Origin of the sequence: Sphingomonas sp. Leaf357 (genome assembly GCF_001423845.1) — a bacterium.
In the GTDB taxonomy this organism is placed as follows: Bacteria; Pseudomonadota; Alphaproteobacteria; order Sphingomonadales; family Sphingomonadaceae; genus Sphingomonas.
Genome location: NZ_LMPM01000002.1, coordinates 198315 through 214196, shown reverse-complemented (window position 1 = coordinate 214196; position 15882 = coordinate 198315). Strand labels below are relative to the sequence as shown.

Sequence of the window (15882 nt, the reverse complement as noted above, 5' to 3'; positions counted from 1 at the left end):
GTAGACGCTTCCGGGCCCATGTCTTGGATAGCGAGAGCGGGGGGGCATAAATTCGCTATCCGAAGACTATAACGGGCTTCACAAAAATCGGTTCCGACGATTCTTACAAAAACCGAATCTTTTTTCGCGCCATCCCGGTTTCAGTCGCGCCCGATCACCGCGATGGTGATTTCATAGGCGCCGATCAGCGGATCGTGGTGCAGCTTCGACCGCAATTGGCGCGACAGGCCTTCCATAACGCGGCCGTAGCGATCCTTGATCGCGCCCTGCAACGCATCGCAATCGATCAGCGATGGCGAACTGATCCGGAGCACCGCGCGCTCCTCCGTCTCGCCCGGTTTGACCGATATGCGGATCTGCGCGGCCGGATTGCAGCTCATCGCCAGCTCGACGATCTCGGTGATCAGGAAGGCGACGGCGATGCCGATATCCTGATTGACCAGCCACGGTTCGACATCGAGCAGTATCCCAAGGCCGGAAGAATTGTCGGGCGCGGTCGCGCGGATGTTGGAGGCGAGTTCACCGATCACCGAGCGCAGCGACAGGCCGCGATGCTCCTCCATCTCGGCGAAATGGTGGCGGTGGACGACGGCCAGCGCATCGACGCGACGCTGGATGCCCGCATAGGCCGCGCTCGCCTCGACCGATTTGGCGCTGCGGGCGTGGAAATTGATCAGGCTGGAGATGACCTGAAGATTGTTCTTCACGCGATGATGCACCTCGCGCGTCAACTTGGTCTGGCGCACGAGCCCCTCGGCCAGCCCGGCCTCGTGCGTGGCGACGGTGCGGCTGATGTTGCGGAACGTGTCGCCCAGTTCGCGAATTTCCTGCGCGGGGAGGGCACGGACCTCTTCGGGATCGATCTCCTCGCCCGGCACATAGGCAGCGACCGCGGTGCGCAGGCGACGCAGGGGACGGATCAGCAGACGATCGACGATGAACCAGCCGATGCTGGCGGCGGCGAACCACATCAGGATCGGGAACAGCAAGGCGATCAACACCGGCGGCGTGATCGGCTGGCTGCGGATCGTCATCTCGAGATCGAGATCCCCGAGGCCGAGCGCGATCCGCTGTGTCTCGCGTCGTTCCAGCGTGGCGCGGTCGGGCAGGGGAGTCAGGGTCAGTTCGACATCGCCCTGCGCCAGGCGGGTTTCGAACGGGATCGGAAATCCGCTCGGCTGGCCGATGTCGGCGAGGAAGCGGGCCGGGAAGAAGGCGTTGGCGCTCGCCCCGCTGCGATTGCCGCCGATCGCCAGCACGACGCCCTTACCGGGAACGACGCGCGCCGCGATCTGTGCGGTGCCAGGGGCGGCGAGCAAGGTGAGATCGGATGGCAGCGCGGTGCCGCACAGCACCCGCCGGTTGGCGTCGATGATCGCGAAGCGCGTGCCGCTGGCCGCCTGCTGCGCGAACACGCCCTGCGCGCGGGCGCAACTCGGGGCGTCGCCGGCATCGCTGTCCAAAGCATTGAGCGCGACGCGCAATGCGGTCATGTCGCCGATCATCTCGATCGCGAGGCGGCGCGCAGTTTCGGAGGACGCGACTCGCACCCGGGCCCGCGCATCCGCCGTAGCGTTCTGCGCGGTGTTCAGCGTGGCGAAGAAGGCGATCACGGCCAGCGGCAGCAAGGCCGCGCTCAGGATCAGGAAAACTTTGGCGCCGGTCGGAATCGCGGCGACGAACAGGGAGGATCGGAGGGGGATATTGCCGACCGTGCCGGACAGGGGACGTGTCTCTGCGGGCTGGCCCGTAACGCTGTGGTCGTTCACTATCCGGTCAATCGAGTTTACCCAAAAGATCGAGCAGGTCGGACGGAATGTCTTCTTCCACGGTCTTCTGGTACACGGTGCGCAGTGCCGCGCCCATGTCGCGATCCTTGCTCTGTACCCTGGTGGAACCGACCGGAGTCTTTCCGGTCGATGCCGGCTTCCTCGAAGATCTTGAAGACTCGTCGCCCGAACGCAATGCCGTCCCCCCTGAACACGCCGGCGGCAGCCGGGTACGATATGAAACACCGACTTGGGATCGGCCAGATGACAAAAAACCGGCCCGCGACACGCACCGATTCATCGCACGTACATCGTGCGACGACTGCATGAAACCAAATAGCGCGCCGATTGTTCCACCTGCGATGCGAAAATTCCCACACGACTGAATCGCATTGCAAACCACCGGAGCCGCTTCCACAAGGACGGCGATTTTTCATGTCAGGAGACCCCGACAGCCATGTCGCTTGGACAGCAGCTTGCCCCCCATCTCCCCTTCCTGCGCCGCTATGGCCGGGCACTCACCGGCAGCCAGACGCATGGCGACCGTTACGTCCGCGCCACGCTGGAAGCGATCGTCGCCGCCCCGAACGAATTCCCCCGCGATGTCGATCCCCGGCTCGGGCTGTATCGTATGTTCCAGGCGATCTGGGGCTCCACCAATTATGACGAGACGCCGGAAAACGCATCCGCGGACGATGGTGACGATCAGGAATCGATCGCGCGGGCGCGGTTGGCGCGGATGACGCCGCTGTCGCGTCAGGCGCTGCTGCTGACCGCGATGGAAGGCTTCACGCCGGAAGACGCGGCGTATCTGATCGAGGTCGAGACGTCCGAAGTCGACTCGCTGGTCGCCGAGGCCCTCGCTGAGATCGAGAAGCAGACCCGGGCCCGTGTGCTGATCATCGAGGACGAGCCGCTGATCGCGATGGATATCGAGACGATCGTGCGCGATCTCGGCCATGAGGTGACCGGCGTCGCCGTGACGCGCGACGAGGCCGTGGCCCTGGCGATGGAGGATCGCCCCGGTCTCGTGCTGGCCGACATCCAATTGGCCGACGATTCCTCGGGCATCGATGCGGTGAAGGACATCCTGGCCGAGTTCCAGGTGCCGGTGATCTTCATCACCGCGTTTCCGGAGCGCCTGCTGACAGGCGAGCGGCCCGAGCCGACCTTCCTGATCACCAAGCCGTTCCAGCGCTCGACCGTCAAGGCGGCGATCGCCCAGGCACTGTTCTTCGACTCGGCGACCGTACCAGCGCTTTGAGTCCACGGGATTTCCGTATCGTTGGCGACGAAAGTTCCCAACGATACGGACCCAAAACGGTTTTCGCGGGTTTATCCTGCATGACCGATCCAAACGAAAAGATCCGCGTTTCCGGCCAAGATGCCCGTGCGGGCGCCACGCCCCACATGACGCGTTATATCCTGGGCATCTCGCTGGTGCTCGTCATCGTGATCTTCGCCTTCCTGTTCATGAAATAGATCAGGCTAAGCGTTTGATTTTCGGGGGCGTGCTGGCGTTCTGCCGGTCTTATCCCTATGTCCGGTACGAATGAGGCAAAAGCGGGTGTTCATGTCTGAATCCGAAACGAACGGCGACGAGGTCGGCGCAGAAGCGGCGAACGAGGTCGTCGAGCACGTCGCGTTGTCCGATCCCGAGTTCAAGAAAGAACTCGCGCAGGTCATTCCGCATCTGCGCGCCTTCGGTCGCTCTCTGTCCGGCAACCGCGATCTCGCCGACGATCTGGTGCAGGAAACGCTGATGAAGGCCTGGGCCGCGCGGCAGCGCTTCCAGGCCGGTACGAACATGCGCGCCTGGACGTTCATCATCCTGCGCAACCTGTATCTCAGCCAGATGCGCCGTGCGCGCTTCAAGGGCGAATGGGACGATCTTGTCGCCGACAAGATCCTTGCCGCCCCGGCGAGCCAGGATCGCCATGTCGAACTCGGCGACATGCAGCGCGCGTTGCTGCATCTGCCGCAGCCGCAGCGCGAGGCGCTGATTCTGGTGGGGGCCGGTGGTTTCGCCTATGAGGAGGCGGCCGAGATCTGCGGCGTCGCGGTTGGCACGATCAAGAGTCGCGTCGCACGCGGTCGCGTGGCGCTCGAGACGATCCTTGGTGACGGATCGCTGCCGTCGCGTCGGACGCATAGCAATGAGCCTGGCATGACGGCGCTCGATACGATCATGGGCGAGGTCGAGAGCCTAAGTCGCGATCGCGGCTGATGCAGATTCTTTTCCGGTGAAAGCCGGAAAGAGTTTCTCGGCCTAGCTGAGCCTCAGTCGATCTCGTCGAGACTATTTAGTAGCCGGCACCAGTCCGGTGGAAGATCGTCCTGCTCGCCAAAGGCCGAGTTCAACGCACCGCTGACCGAATCGCCCATGAATGGGGCAACGACGCGAAAAGCGCCCTGGTTCGCGACCTGCGTCGAAGTAAGAAGAGCCTCGGCCATCATATCGTCTAAACGGCCGAAAAGCCCATTTGTTGCTTGCCAATAGGTGGCGGAAGCGCCGATGCACCGGTTCGTCGCATGAACAGGCCGCTGCCAGACCCCCGGATCGTGGATGCCCTGTCGCGGGCGCGCGCCGGCTCGCCGTTTTTGACGATGGTGGCGGGGCGCGAGCCGGAGTTGGCCGCGGCGCTCGAAGCGGGCGTGCTGCCGCCGCTCGATGTCCTGAGCGATGTTTCATCGGACGAGCCGGTGGCCCGCAGGCTCAGGCTCGCGCGGCGCCGCATATCCTTGCTCGTGGCGATCGGCGACCTGGCGGGCGTGCTGAACCTCACCGCCGTGACCGGGGCGTTGAGCGACTTCGCCGATCGCGCGCTCGATCTGGCGATCCGCACCGCGATCGCGGAGCGCACGCCGGGGGCCGAACCGGTCGGCTTCGTCGGCATCGCGCTCGGCAAGCAGGGCAGCCACGAACTGAATTACTCGTCCGATATCGATCCGATCCTGCTGTTCGATCCCGCCACCTTGCCACGCCGGGGTCGCGAAGAGCCGCAAGAGGCTGCGGTGCGGATCGGCAAGCGCGTGGTCGAACTGCTCCAGGCGCGCGATGGCGACGGATATGTTCTACGCGTCGACCTGCGGCTGCGCCCATCGCCCGAGGCGACGCCGCTCGCGCTGCCGGTCGATGCTGCGATCGCCTATTACGAAGCGCAGGCGCTGCCATGGGAGCGTGCCGCGTTCATCCGTGCCCGCGCCGCTGCCGGGGATCTCGCGCTGGGCCAGCGTTTCCTCGATACGATCCGCCCGTTCGTCTGGCGCCGCGCGCTCGATTTCGGCGCGATCGGCGAGATCCGGGGTATCTCGCGCCGTATTCGCGATCATCATGCGCAGGGGCAGGCGTTCGGCCCCGGCTTCGACCTGAAGCGCGGGCGCGGCGGCATCCGCGAGGTCGAATTCTTCGCGCAGATCCACCAGTTGATTCACGGCGGGCGCGACCCCGCCTTGCGCGCGCCAGCAACCCGCGACGCCCTGGCGGCGCTGGCCGGGGCGGGGTGGATCGGCACGGACGATGCCATGGCGATGGCCGAGAGCTACACATTGTTGCGCACGATCGAACACCGCGTGCAGATGATCGACGATCGCCAGACGCATCACCTGCCGACCGGCGCTGCGCTCGACGGCGTGGCGCGGCTGCACGGGCTGGAGAGCGGTGCGGCGTTGCTCGATCTGCTGCGGCCGCACGTCGCCAGTACCGCGCGCATCTATGATTCGATCGAGCCGGACGAGGGCGACGGTTTGTCGCACGATACCGCGCGTCTGGCCGAGCAGCTCGCCGCCTCGGGCTTCACCGATACGGCGGGCGCGGTGCAGCGCGTCGTGCAGTGGCGCGCCGGATCCTATGCCGCGCTGCGCAGCCCGGCGGCGCTGGAGGCATTGGAGGCGGTGCTGCCCGGCCTGATCGACGCGCTCGGCACCGCGCCGGACCCGCATGCCGCGATCCTGCGGCTCGATGCGATGCTGTCGCGGTTGCCCAGCGCGATCAATTTCCTGCGCCTGCTGGAAGCGCGCCCGGCGCTGGCGCGCCTGCTCGGCGCGATCCTCAGCCATGCCGCGCCGCTGGCCGAGGCGCTGGGACGGCGGGCGGACCTGCTGGACGGGTTGATCGACGCGACTGCGCTGGAGGCGGTCGGTTCGGTCGCCGAACTGGCCGCGGAAATGGGGGAGGGGGCGGATTATCAGGCGCGGCTCGATCATGTGCGCAAGGTGGTGGGCGAGAAGCGCTTCGCCCTGGGCGCGCAGATCGTGGCCGGCGTGTCCGATCCGCTCGACGTCTCGGCCGGCTATGCGCGCGTCGCGGAGGCCGCGATCCAGGTGCTGGCCGAGGCGACCGTCGCCGATTTCGCCGCGAAGCATGGCCGCGTACCCGACAGCGAATTGGTCGTTCTGGCGCTCGGGCGGATGGGCGGTGGGGCATTGACCCATGCCTCGGATCTCGACCTCATCTACCTCTTCACCGGCGATTTCGCGGCCGAATCCGACGGCGAAAAGCGTCTGGGGGCAGTGCTTTACTACAATCGGCTGGCACAGCGTCTTACCGGTGCGCTGTCGGTCGCGACCGCCTCCGGCCCGCTTTACGAGGTGGATACGCGGCTTCGGCCGTCCGGCACGCAAGGACCGCTGTCGGTCTCGCTCGACGGTTTCGCGCGCTATCAGCGCGAAAGCGCGTGGACGTGGGAGCATATGGCGCTGACCCGCGCGCGGCCGGTGTTCGGATCGGCGGCGGCGCGCGCGGAGACGGTCGCGGTGATCGATGCCGTCCTGCACGGCGAGCGCCCCGAACGCGACCTGATCGCCGATGCGGTGACGATGCGCGCCGACATGGCCGCGCACAAGCCGCCGGCCGGGCCGCTCGATGCCAAGCTGTCGCCGGGCGCGCTGGTCGATCTTGAGTTCGCCACGCATGTCGCGCAGCTCGTCCATCGCGCCGGCTTCGATGCCAATCTGGGTCGTGCGATCGATGCGCAGATCGCTGCCGGGCTGGCCCCGCCGGAAATGCGCGGCGCGCACGATCTGCTGACCCGTCTGATCGTCACGCTGCGCCTCGTCGCACCCGATGCTCAGGTGCCGGAACCGACGACGCAGGCGTTGATCGCCCGCGCCGTCGGGTTGCCCGACTGGCCGACGACGCTTGCCGCGTTCGAACGGACGCGGCAGGAGGTGATGCGGTTCTGGGCGAGCGTGGGAGGCGACGATGTCGGTTGAGCTGGGCGATACATCGCCGGACGTCGCGTTGACGCGTCCCGGTGGCGAGAAGGTCGATCTGCGCGCCTATCTCGGCAAGCCGCTGGTGCTGTATTTCTATCCCAAGGACGACACGACCGGCTGCACGCGCGAGGCGCAGGATTTCGGTGCGCTCTATCCTGAATTCCAGGCGCTGGGCGTCGAAGTTCTCGGCGTGTCGAAGGACACGCCGGCGAAACACACGAAATTCATCGCCAAATACGATCTTAAGGTGCCGCTGGCGAGCGATGAGGATGGCTCGGTGACCGAGGCGTTCGGCGTGTGGATCGAGAAGAAGCTCTACGGTAAAGCCTATCTCGGCATCGATCGATCGACGTGGCTGTTCGATGCCGCCGGCGTGCTGCAACGGGTGTGGCGCAAGGTGAAAGTGCCGGGCCATGCGATGGCCGTATTGGCGGCGGCCAAGGAGCTGACCTGACCCCAGGTTCGCGCCGCTGAATTCCACCGATCCGCTCGCCGGATCCGGCCCTTCCGATCACCGAAATTGTGCGCCGCACCAGCCGGCTTCCCGAACGTTCACGCGCGATTCAACGACTCGCCGCGCGACCCCTGCAACTGACCGCGCAAACCCGGGCCTAGGGTTGTTAGTTAAAGACTCTGTGGGCCACAAAGGCCGGGTCGAGAACGCGGAGGGGCTGCGATCGAGACGAATCAGGGGTTGGACGCCGGAATGATCCGGTGTCCCTAGCAAGATCGCCGGGGATTAATGACCAAGATTTCGATCGCGCACGTCGCGGAAGATACCGCGAACAAGCTTGCGCGGTTCCGGACGTGGTTCGTCACGCGGGACTTCATTTTCCACGACGGCCGCGCCCTGCGCCGTTTCAGCATCGGTGGCCGGACCCAGGCGATCGCCGCCAGCGTTGCCGCCGTCACGATGTGTTTCTCGGTCTACGGCGCGGCCCAGGCCGCCGTCGGCGCCGTCGCACTGACCGGCATGGTCGATGCGCATTCCTCCGCCGACGCCAAGGTCGCGCAGATGCAGGCGAAGGTCGCAGCGATGCAGGCCGATGTCGCCACGATCAAGAGCGTCGCCCAGGCGCATGCCGTCCGCGTCGAGCAGCGTCAGGCTCTCATCACCGCCGTCGTCACCGGCAAGGGCGCGCCGCAGGAAGTGGCCGCGACCGTGATCGATCCCAAGGCCGCCAAGCTCGCGGCCGACGTCGTCGCCCCGCTGGAAAAGATCGAGCGCCGCCAGGTCGTGCTGGCCGTGCAGGCCCGCCGCGTCGTCGAGCAGCGTATCGCGATGACCACGCAGAAGGTCAGCCGCCTCGGTGTTGCTGCGAAGCGCCTGGCCAAGATGCCGGCCCGAAATCTGGCGATGGGCGGCCCGTTCGAAGCTGCCGACAGCAACGAAGCCAGCGTCGACCTGCAGGCCGACCAGCAATTCCGCTCTTTGTTCATGACTTGGAAGAAGCTCGATTCGCTCGAGCAGTCGGTGATCGCGATCCCGTCGGCGCAGCCGGTCGAGCGGCTCAGCTTCACCAGCAATTACGGCGTCCGCGCCGATCCGTTCCGTGGCACCGCGGCGATGCATGCCGGTGTGGATATTCCCGGCCCGGTCGGGACGCCGATCTACGCCACCGCCGACGGTTACGTTGATCGCGCCGAGCGCTCGGGCGGCTATGGCAATCTGGTCGAGATCGATCACGGCAAGGGCATCCAGACCCGTTACGGCCACCTCTCCAAGATCCTCGTCGCGCCCTTCACCCGCGTTAAGCGCGGCCAGTTGATCGCGCTGATGGGCTCGACCGGTCGCTCGACCGGCCCGCACCTTCACTACGAAGTGCGCATCGATGGCCATGCCGTGAACCCGATCCCGTTCCTGCAGACCGCCGACTATCTCGCCGCGAGCAAGAGCGGCCTGAAGATGACGCCGGTATCGATGGGCGGCCCTGCGGCCGACGGCGCGGAGTAAATTCGTCGTCATCCTGAAACACCTTCAGGATGCCGTGATAGGTGAAAGATCGGTCCGTCCTCGCAGAGCGCTTTGCTCGCGAAAGACCAAACACAGGCATCCCCGTTGCCGTTCCCCTTTGGACGGCCTATCTCCCCCTGATGGCTACCATCGCACCATCGCCCGTTTCCCTGACACCGTCCGCCGCCGCGCGCGTCGCGGCGATTGCGGAGCGGCAGGGCAAGCCCGCGATCCTGCGCCTCGCGGTCGATGGCGGCGGATGTTCGGGATTCCAGTACAAATTCGAACTGGCCGATACGGTGGCCGATGACGATGTCGTCGCGGAAACCGATGCGGTGAAGCTGGTGGTCGACGCGATCAGCCTCGATCTGGTGCGCGGTTGTGCGGTGGATTATGTCGAATCGCTCGGCGGTGCGGCGTTCAAGGTCGAGAATCCCAACGCCGCGTCCGGTTGCGGCTGCGGCTCGAGCTTCTCGGTCTGATTGCCCTGCCACGTGAAGATCGTCACCTACAATATCAACGGCATCAAGGCGCGCTTGCCGCGTCTGGTCGAATATCTGGCCGAGCAGCAGCCCGACGTGGTCTGCCTCCAGGAACTGAAGACCAGCGACGAAACCTTTCCCGAGGCGGATATCCGCGCGGCGGGCTACGGTGCCGTGTGGCACGGGCAGAAGAGCTGGAACGGCGTGGCCGTGCTGGCCAGAGGCGCGGACCCGATCGAGCGCCAGCGCGGGCTGGAGGGCGAGCCCGAGGACGAACATAGCCGCTATCTCGAGTGCGAGGTGGACGGGGTGATCGTCGCCTCGCTCTATCTGCCCAACGGCAATCCGCAGCCGGGGCCGAAGTTCGACTATAAGTTGCGCTGGATCGAACGACTGTCCGCGCGCGCGCGTGTGCTGCTTGCCGAGGAAAAGGCGGTAGTGCTGGCCGGCGACTACAATGTCATTGCCAATGACGACGATACCTATTCGGTGCGCGCGATGGCCGAAGATGCCTTGATGCAGCCGGAAAGCCGCGAGGGTCTGCGCCGGTTGGTCGCTCAGGGCTGGACCGACGCGCTGCGCACGCGCTTCCCCAAAGGCGGTGTCTGGACCTTCTGGGACTATCAGGCCGGTGCATGGCAACGCGATGCCGGATTCCGCATCGATCACCTGCTGCTGTCGCCGGTGGCCGCCGATCGGCTGGCCGATGCCGGCGTCGACAAGGACTATCGCGGGCGCGAAAAAGCGAGCGATCACGCACCGACCTGGGTCAAGCTCCGCTAAAAGGGAATCATATGCGCTGGATGCTGGCCGGACTGTTGACGATCGTCGCCGCGCCTGCCGCCGCGCAGGATCGCGAGTATTGCCCCGAACGGCCCGGGCTCGGCACGCCGGCCTGCACGATCTCGCCCGGCCGCGTGTCGGTGGAAACCGCGCTGGGCGATTGGACGCGGGACGAGGATGCCGATCAGCGCAGCGACACGGTCCTGCTCGGAGATACCCTGATGCGCATCGGACTGACGGATACGATCGAGGCGCAGATCGGCTTCACGCCGTTCGGCCATGTCCGAACGCGTGACAAACTCGCCGGGGATATCGACAGCGCCGATCGCGTCGGCGATGCGATGCTCGGTTTCAAGGCCAACCTGAAGAATCCGGACGGCAAGGGCCTGTCCGTCGCGGTACATCCGTTTGTCACCGTGCCGGTCGGGCGCTCGCCCGTCGGTGCCGGCGATTGGGGGGCGGGGCTGGTCGTGCCGGTGACCTATGATCTGAGCGACGCGCTCAATTTCGAGACGACGTCCGAAATCGATGCGGCGGTGGATGAAGACGGCCGCGGCCGTCACGTCGCGTTCAGCGAAACGGTCGGATTGGGTCTCGCCCTCAGCAAGGCGCTGACCGCGACGGCGGAGTTGCAGGCGCTGCGGGATGACGATCCCTCGGGCGCGACGACGCAAATGCTCGCCGGCGTGTCGCTCGCCTGCGTGCTGGGCGAAAACCTGCAGATCGACGCTGGCGCGAACGCCGGGCTCAATCGCGACGCGCCGGATATGGAGGTGTATCTCGGGGTGTCGCGACGTTTCTGAACCGTTCGATCGCGGCGCATAGAGCACCGATGATTGGCGAAATTTCCCGAAGTCTCGTTTCTATTGCCGCATGATCCATGCCGATATTCCGATAAGCTATTGAACTTGCGTCGACCAGGTGTTTGGCATGCATAATGCACTAACACAGTTACGACCGGCACGATGCCGGATCGGTCGATGGAGGATTTCATGATCAAGACCGTAATCGCCGCGCTTTCGGGCGCGCTGATCGCCGCTGCTACTCCGGCATTCGCCGATATCGCAAAACCTGCGACCGAAGTTCCGGTAGAAGCTTCGACCTCTGCTGTTGCGCCGTCAATCTCAGCAAAGACAGCGGTAAAGCCTACCAACTATTGTGTTGTGCAAAGGATTACCGGGTCCATGCTCCCGATCCGCACCTGCCACACGCGGGAAGATTGGCTGTCGCGTGGTTTCGATCCGCTCGCCAAGTGAAGGCAACAGGCCCGCGACGCTAAAAAACGTCGCGGGCCGCGCCGCTCACAACGTGCGTTCGTAGACTTCGTATTTCTTGTTGATCTTGCATTCGATCAGGTCGGCGATCGATCGCATGCCCTGATTGTCCTCGAGGATCCAGCCGATCTCGCCCCGCGACGCGCCATATTCGGCCACGGCGGACCGACGAATATATTCGATCATCATCAGCGCCAACTGGCTCGCCATGCGCGACGATTGCAGGCGTTTGACCACGCCCATCAGCGGCACGCGAACGGTGCGGACCTTGGGCTTGCGCAACCACCACAGCAATTTCGCCCAGCCGAACGGGAACAGGCTGCCGTTGAGCGGCGCGATCGCTTCGTTGAGGTCGGGCAGGACGATCATGAACGCGACCGGTTCGCCATCCACCTCGGCGATGCGGATCAGATCCTCGAACACGATCGGCTTCAACTTCACGCCGACGTCGACGATCTCGGGCTCGGTCAAGGGCACATAGCCCCAATTGTCCGACCAGGCGTCGTTGAGGATCGCGAGGATGATCGCGGCTTCCTTGTCGAACTGCGACTTGTCGACCTTGCGGATGCGGATGCGCGCGTTCTTTTCGCCCGCGGCGATGATCCGGCCGACCAGCGGTGGAAACTCCTTCGTGATATCGAGGTCATACGTGTAAAGCGTCTTGACGCCGCGATAGCCGGCGGATTCGATCCATTCCTGATAATGCGGCTTGTGATGGCCCATCATGATCGTCGGCGGATGATCGAAGCCCTCGATCAGCAGGCCCGGCTCTTCCCAGATCGACATGCTGATCGGCCCGAGCGCGCGCACCATGTGCTTGTCGCGCAGCCATTGCTCGGCGGTCGCGATCAGCGCGTGCGCCAGATCGCGACCCTCCGCCTCCAGCAGCCCCCAGCACCCCACGCCGGGGCCGAAGCCTTGTTCCGCCGGCAACGTCAGCGCCAGCGTGTCGATATGCGCGGAAATCCGCCCGACGATCTTGCCGCCGCGCTCCGCCAGATAGAGTTGCGCCTCGGCATGGCTGAACCAGCCGTTCTTCTCCGGCGTGATCAGCCCCAGCGCTTCGCCCTTGAGCGGCGGCACCCAATTGGGGTCATCCGCGTTGAGACGGAAAGCGAGGTCGATGAACGCCTTGCGATCGGCCTTGCTGTGGATCGGGCGGATGGTGAGGGATTGGTCGGCCAAGATACGCGCCTTTTGCGGGAAGGAGGTCGTTTCAGTCCTGCGTGCACGGTCTGCTGTCAAGGCTGCAACCCCTGCAACACCGTAGACCTTTCACCGCCACGCTGCCGCCACTATCTGGGGATAATGGAACGCCTTATGGAAACCGCTCTCACCTTCGATCGCCGCGCCGCCGCGCCCGCCGTGGCACCGCGCGCCGCCCGCGAGCGGATCGCCGACGATCGCGCGATGCTCCGCGCCGCCGCCGATCTGACGCGCGACATCCTGGCGCATCGTCCGGCGATCTATTGGACGGACCTGATCGTCTCGGCGGTGGTCGGTTATGCGGCGTTTGCCGCGGCCGTGCTGGCGCCGGGCGGCTGGGCCGTGCTGGCGGGGGTGATCTCGGTGCTGGCGCTCTACCGCGCGGGCTCGTTCATTCATGAACTGACGCATTTCAAGTCGTCGGCCGTGCCGGGCTTTCATATTGCGTGGAACCTGATCGCCGGCATTCCGCTGCTGGTGCCGAGCTTCATGTATGAGGGCGTGCACAATCTGCACCACGCCCGCACGCGCTACGGCACGGCGGAGGATCCCGAATATCTGCCGCTCGCGCTGATGAAGCCGTGGACGCTGCCGTTGTTCATCGTCGTCTCGGCGCTCGGCCCGATCGCGTTACTGTTCCGCTTTGCCGTGCTGACGCCGCTGTCGGTGATCCCGGCGGTGCGCCGGCTGGTGATCGAGCGCTATTCGTCGCTGTCGATCAACCCCGGCTTCCGTCGCCGCGCACCCGAAGGAGCCGCACGGACGCAGTGGTTGTGGCAGGAAGCGGCCGCCAGTGCATGGGCGATCGCGGTGATCACGATGGTCGCCACCGGCATCGTGCCGCTTCGCGTGTTCCTGATCGGTCTGGGCATCGCTTCGGCGGTGATGGTGATCAATCAGGTGCGCACGCTGGTCGCACATCTGTGGGAGAATGAGGGCGAGGCGATGACCGTCACCGCGCAATATCTCGACACCGTCAACGTGCCGCCGCCGGCGTTGCTGCCGATGCTGTGGGCACCGGTGGGCCTGCGCTATCATGCGCTGCATCACCTGCTGCCGGGCCTCCCCTATCACGCGCTGGGCGAGGCGCATCGCCGCATTTCCGCCGCGCTGGAAGTGGAGTCGCCCTACCACAAGGCCAGCTATCCTGGCCTGCCGGGTCTGGTGGCGAAGATCGCGCGCAGCACGATGGCGGCGCGCTGATCGATTCATAGTGCGAGCCGACGCGTCTTGTTGATGTCTCGTCCCATCGACAGGGCGCCACGAGGAAGATAGGCGGGTGCCATGCAACCGTGGCACGCCGATTTTGTAACCAGCGTGGCCGCAGCTGACGAGCGTCGGACGTGAGCGCCGGCCCCGAGCACGCGCCCAAGCGCCGGCCGATCACCAACCTTGCAGCATTCGCGCTCGTCTACGTCGTGGCGATGGCGCTGTTCTTCCGCGCGCCTATCCTCAGCGGATTCGATCTCGGCTTCGGCGACCGCGCGGACGGGATGATCGAGATCAGCATCCTCGAACATTGGCGCAACGTTCTGAGCGGTGCCGCCGCCTGGAATACGACCGGCTATTTCCATCCCTATACCGGGACGCTCGGCTACAATGACGGTTATTTCCTCTACGGCTTGGTCTATTCCTTCTGGCGGCTGTTCGCCGATCCCTTTCACGCCGACACGCTGAACATCCTGACCTTTAAGACGATCGGCTTCGCCGCCGCCTATCTGCTAGTCGCCCGGACGCTCGGCTGGGGTCGCTCGGGCGCGTTGATCGTGGCGCTGCTGTGGACCATCGCCAGCAACATCTTGCTTCAGGCGGTGCATGCCCAATTGCAGAGCGTCGCGTTGCTGCCGGTGGCGATGATCTTGGCGATCGGCGTGGTTCGGGTCGAGCGAGAAGGGCGCTATTTCCAGGCGCGATGGCTGGCCGTGGCACTCGCTGCGTTGACGGCGGCCTGGCTGCTGACATCCTATTACATGGCCTGGTTCACGATCTTTTCGGCCGGCCTGTTCGCCGTCTGTTGGTGTGTCCTGAGCGGCCATTGGCGGCCTGCGACGTTGCTCGGCCTCGCGCGCCGCCATGCGGGGACTTTCCTCTGCGGGGCGATCGCCTTCATCGTCCTGATCATACCCTTCCTCATCGTCTACCTGCCCAAGGCGCGCGAGACCGGCGGGCAGTCCTACCATCAGATGCTCGGCTATCTCGTCACGCCGGTGGTCGACATGATCAATGTCGGGCCGGGCAATTACGTCTGGGGCTGGATCTTCCGGGCGCTGGGCGCGCTGGTCCATGTGATCAATCCGGCGATCCCGACGCTGCCGGCACGCCTGCTCGGCGGGGAGCATCAATCGGGGCTGCCGGTAGTCCTGGTCACCCTAATCGTCACGGCGGCGTGGCGGATCATCGTGCGGCGGCGGGTCGGGCTGGATCGCCCGGTCTCGATCGAACTGCGCGCCTTTGCGCTGGCGACGATCGTAGCGTGGTTCCTGACATTGCAATTCGACGTGGCATCGCCCTGGGGTCTGGTGTTCGAACTGGTCCCGGGGGCGAAGGGCATGCGGGTCGTCTCGCGCTATCAGCTCTGGCTGGTGCTCCCGTTCCTGCTGCTGGTGGTCGCGGCGTGGCAGGAGCGGGCGAGACTGGTGGCACGATCGAAGCCCTGGCTGGCCGCCGGATTCCTGGCGTTGCTCGTCGCCGAAAACCTCAGCGCGGAATCGCCGGCACAGCTCAGCCGCTCGGCACAGCGTACGGCCTTGGAACCGATTCCCGCTCCGCCGGCAAGCTGCACGAGCTTCTACGTCGTGGCGGCGCGGCGGGACGAGCCGGTCTACATCAATCCGGAAGCGAACGGCGTCTATCCGCACAATGTCGACGCGATGTTCCTCGCCGAGATGTGGCGGGTGCCGACGATCAACGGCTTTTCCACCTTCAACCCGCCGGACTGGAAATTCGCCGACCCGCTCGCCGCGGACTACGATGCCCGTGTGCTGGCCTATGCGCGCCGCCACGATTTTCGCGACCTCTGCCGCCTCGACATGCGGCAGGCCGATCCCTGGACCCGGATTGCCGGCTGACGTCGCCGTCGGCAGAGCCTGGCTGCATAGCCGGAGCATCGGTACCAGCGTCTCAGATCGCGCGGTCCGAAGCGCCGTTACCGCATAATCCGAAGATTTCGCCGCGATGTCTGCGCATGGTGATCACGC

At 65.3% G+C, this 15882-nt stretch carries 16 protein-coding genes; 12 read left to right on the top strand and 4 right to left on the bottom strand.

The window, feature by feature from the left end:
- Positions 1–140: 140 nt before the first annotated feature.
- Positions 141–1769: a sensor histidine kinase gene (locus tag ASG11_RS14070; RefSeq protein ID WP_330218910.1), complete on the bottom strand. Its 1629-nt coding sequence runs from the start codon at positions 1767–1769 to the stop codon at positions 141–143.
- A gap of 7 nt (positions 1770–1776) precedes the next feature.
- Positions 1777–1866 carry a NepR family anti-sigma factor gene (locus ASG11_RS19305; protein WP_236697525.1) on the bottom strand — a complete coding sequence of 30 codons (90 nt, stop codon included), beginning with the start codon at positions 1864–1866 and terminating at the stop codon, positions 1777–1779.
- Between the two features lie 360 nt (positions 1867–2226).
- On the opposite strand from ASG11_RS19305, the gene ASG11_RS14060 reads away from it, so the two are divergent.
- The 3 genes from ASG11_RS14060 to ASG11_RS14050 all read left to right on the top strand — a co-directional run bounded on the left by ASG11_RS14060 (position 2227) and on the right by ASG11_RS14050 (position 3996).
- Positions 2227–3033 carry a response regulator gene (locus tag ASG11_RS14060; protein WP_055781401.1) on the top strand — a complete coding sequence of 269 codons (807 nt, stop codon included), beginning with the start codon at positions 2227–2229 and terminating at the stop codon, positions 3031–3033.
- 80 nt (positions 3034–3113) lie between these two features.
- The gene (locus ASG11_RS19025; RefSeq protein WP_055781399.1) at positions 3114–3251 is read left to right on the top strand and encodes a hypothetical protein; all 138 of its coding nucleotides are present in this window, start codon (positions 3114–3116) and stop codon (positions 3249–3251) included.
- Positions 3252–3342: 91 nt separating this feature from the next.
- On the top strand, positions 3343–3996 hold the full coding sequence (locus tag ASG11_RS14050) for a sigma-70 family RNA polymerase sigma factor (protein ID WP_055782700.1): 654 nt from the start codon (positions 3343–3345) through the stop codon (positions 3994–3996).
- Positions 3997–4049: 53 nt separating this feature from the next.
- Here ASG11_RS14050 and ASG11_RS18805 read toward each other — a convergent pair whose 3' ends face one another.
- Positions 4050–4223, bottom strand: a complete 174-nt coding sequence (locus ASG11_RS18805; RefSeq protein ID WP_156363814.1) for a hypothetical protein — start codon at positions 4221–4223, stop codon at positions 4050–4052.
- Positions 4224–4301: 78 nt separating this feature from the next.
- On the opposite strand from ASG11_RS18805, the gene glnE reads away from it, so the two are divergent.
- The 7 genes from glnE to ASG11_RS14015 all read left to right on the top strand — a co-directional run bounded on the left by glnE (position 4302) and on the right by ASG11_RS14015 (position 11461).
- Positions 4302–6983, top strand: a complete 2682-nt coding sequence (gene glnE, locus ASG11_RS14045) for a bifunctional [glutamate--ammonia ligase]-adenylyl-L-tyrosine phosphorylase/[glutamate--ammonia-ligase] adenylyltransferase (protein ID WP_055781396.1) — start codon at positions 4302–4304, stop codon at positions 6981–6983.
- The gene (locus ASG11_RS14040; protein WP_055781393.1) at positions 6973–7440 is read left to right on the top strand and encodes a peroxiredoxin; all 468 of its coding nucleotides are present in this window, start codon (positions 6973–6975) and stop codon (positions 7438–7440) included. The genes glnE and ASG11_RS14040 overlap by 11 nt, the downstream gene beginning before the upstream one ends.
- Before the next feature lie 288 nt (positions 7441–7728).
- Positions 7729–8940, top strand: coding sequence for a M23 family metallopeptidase (locus ASG11_RS14035; RefSeq protein WP_082472852.1), 1212 nt, complete (start codon positions 7729–7731; stop codon positions 8938–8940).
- Between the two features lie 140 nt (positions 8941–9080).
- A complete protein-coding gene (gene erpA, locus ASG11_RS14030; protein WP_055781390.1) occupies positions 9081–9422 on the top strand; it encodes an iron-sulfur cluster insertion protein ErpA in 342 nt (113 codons plus the stop codon).
- Between the two features lie 12 nt (positions 9423–9434).
- Positions 9435–10205, top strand: coding sequence for an exodeoxyribonuclease III (gene xth, locus ASG11_RS14025; protein WP_055781387.1), 771 nt, complete (start codon positions 9435–9437; stop codon positions 10203–10205).
- Positions 10206–10216: 11 nt separating this feature from the next.
- Positions 10217–11008 carry a transporter gene (locus tag ASG11_RS14020; protein WP_055781384.1) on the top strand — a complete coding sequence of 264 codons (792 nt, stop codon included), beginning with the start codon at positions 10217–10219 and terminating at the stop codon, positions 11006–11008.
- 189 nt (positions 11009–11197) lie between these two features.
- Positions 11198–11461, top strand: coding sequence for a hypothetical protein (locus ASG11_RS14015; RefSeq protein WP_156363813.1), 264 nt, complete (start codon positions 11198–11200; stop codon positions 11459–11461).
- Between the two features lie 45 nt (positions 11462–11506).
- Here ASG11_RS14015 and ASG11_RS14010 read toward each other — a convergent pair whose 3' ends face one another.
- Positions 11507–12667 (bottom strand): N-acetyltransferase, encoded by a 1161-nt coding sequence (locus tag ASG11_RS14010; RefSeq protein WP_443024499.1) that lies wholly within the window; start codon positions 12665–12667, stop codon positions 11507–11509.
- A gap of 132 nt (positions 12668–12799) precedes the next feature.
- On the opposite strand from ASG11_RS14010, the gene ASG11_RS14005 reads away from it, so the two are divergent.
- Positions 12800–13888: a fatty acid desaturase family protein gene (locus ASG11_RS14005; protein WP_055782695.1), complete on the top strand. Its 1089-nt coding sequence runs from the start codon at positions 12800–12802 to the stop codon at positions 13886–13888.
- 140 nt (positions 13889–14028) lie between these two features.
- Entirely contained in the window at positions 14029–15753 is a 1725-nt protein-coding gene (locus tag ASG11_RS14000) for a hypothetical protein (protein WP_236697524.1), read from the top strand.
- The last annotated feature ends 129 nt before the right edge of the window (positions 15754–15882 follow it).

What these genes read in the sequence shown, in the direction of transcription:
- ASG11_RS19305 (WP_236697525.1), bottom strand. Translation starts at nt 1,866, where the DNA reads ATGGGCGCGGCACTGCGCACCGTGTACCAGAAGACCGTGGAAGAAGAC.
- ASG11_RS14060 (WP_055781401.1), top strand. Translation starts at nt 2,227, where the DNA reads ATGTCGCTTGGACAGCAGCTTGCCCCCCATCTCCCCTTCCTGCGCCGC.
- ASG11_RS19025 (WP_055781399.1), top strand. Translation starts at nt 3,114, where the DNA reads ATGACCGATCCAAACGAAAAGATCCGCGTTTCCGGCCAAGATGCCCGT.
- ASG11_RS14050 (WP_055782700.1), top strand. Translation starts at nt 3,343, where the DNA reads ATGTCTGAATCCGAAACGAACGGCGACGAGGTCGGCGCAGAAGCGGCG.
- ASG11_RS18805 (WP_156363814.1), bottom strand. Translation starts at nt 4,223, where the DNA reads ATGGCCGAGGCTCTTCTTACTTCGACGCAGGTCGCGAACCAGGGCGCT.
- glnE (WP_055781396.1), top strand. Translation starts at nt 4,302, where the DNA reads ATGAACAGGCCGCTGCCAGACCCCCGGATCGTGGATGCCCTGTCGCGG.
- ASG11_RS14040 (WP_055781393.1), top strand. Translation starts at nt 6,973, where the DNA reads ATGTCGGTTGAGCTGGGCGATACATCGCCGGACGTCGCGTTGACGCGT.
- ASG11_RS14035 (WP_082472852.1), top strand. Translation starts at nt 7,729, where the DNA reads ATGACCAAGATTTCGATCGCGCACGTCGCGGAAGATACCGCGAACAAG.
- erpA (WP_055781390.1), top strand. Translation starts at nt 9,081, where the DNA reads ATGGCTACCATCGCACCATCGCCCGTTTCCCTGACACCGTCCGCCGCC.
- ASG11_RS14020 (WP_055781384.1), top strand. Translation starts at nt 10,217, where the DNA reads ATGCGCTGGATGCTGGCCGGACTGTTGACGATCGTCGCCGCGCCTGCC.
- ASG11_RS14015 (WP_156363813.1), top strand. Translation starts at nt 11,198, where the DNA reads ATGATCAAGACCGTAATCGCCGCGCTTTCGGGCGCGCTGATCGCCGCT.
- ASG11_RS14005 (WP_055782695.1), top strand. Translation starts at nt 12,800, where the DNA reads ATGGAAACCGCTCTCACCTTCGATCGCCGCGCCGCCGCGCCCGCCGTG.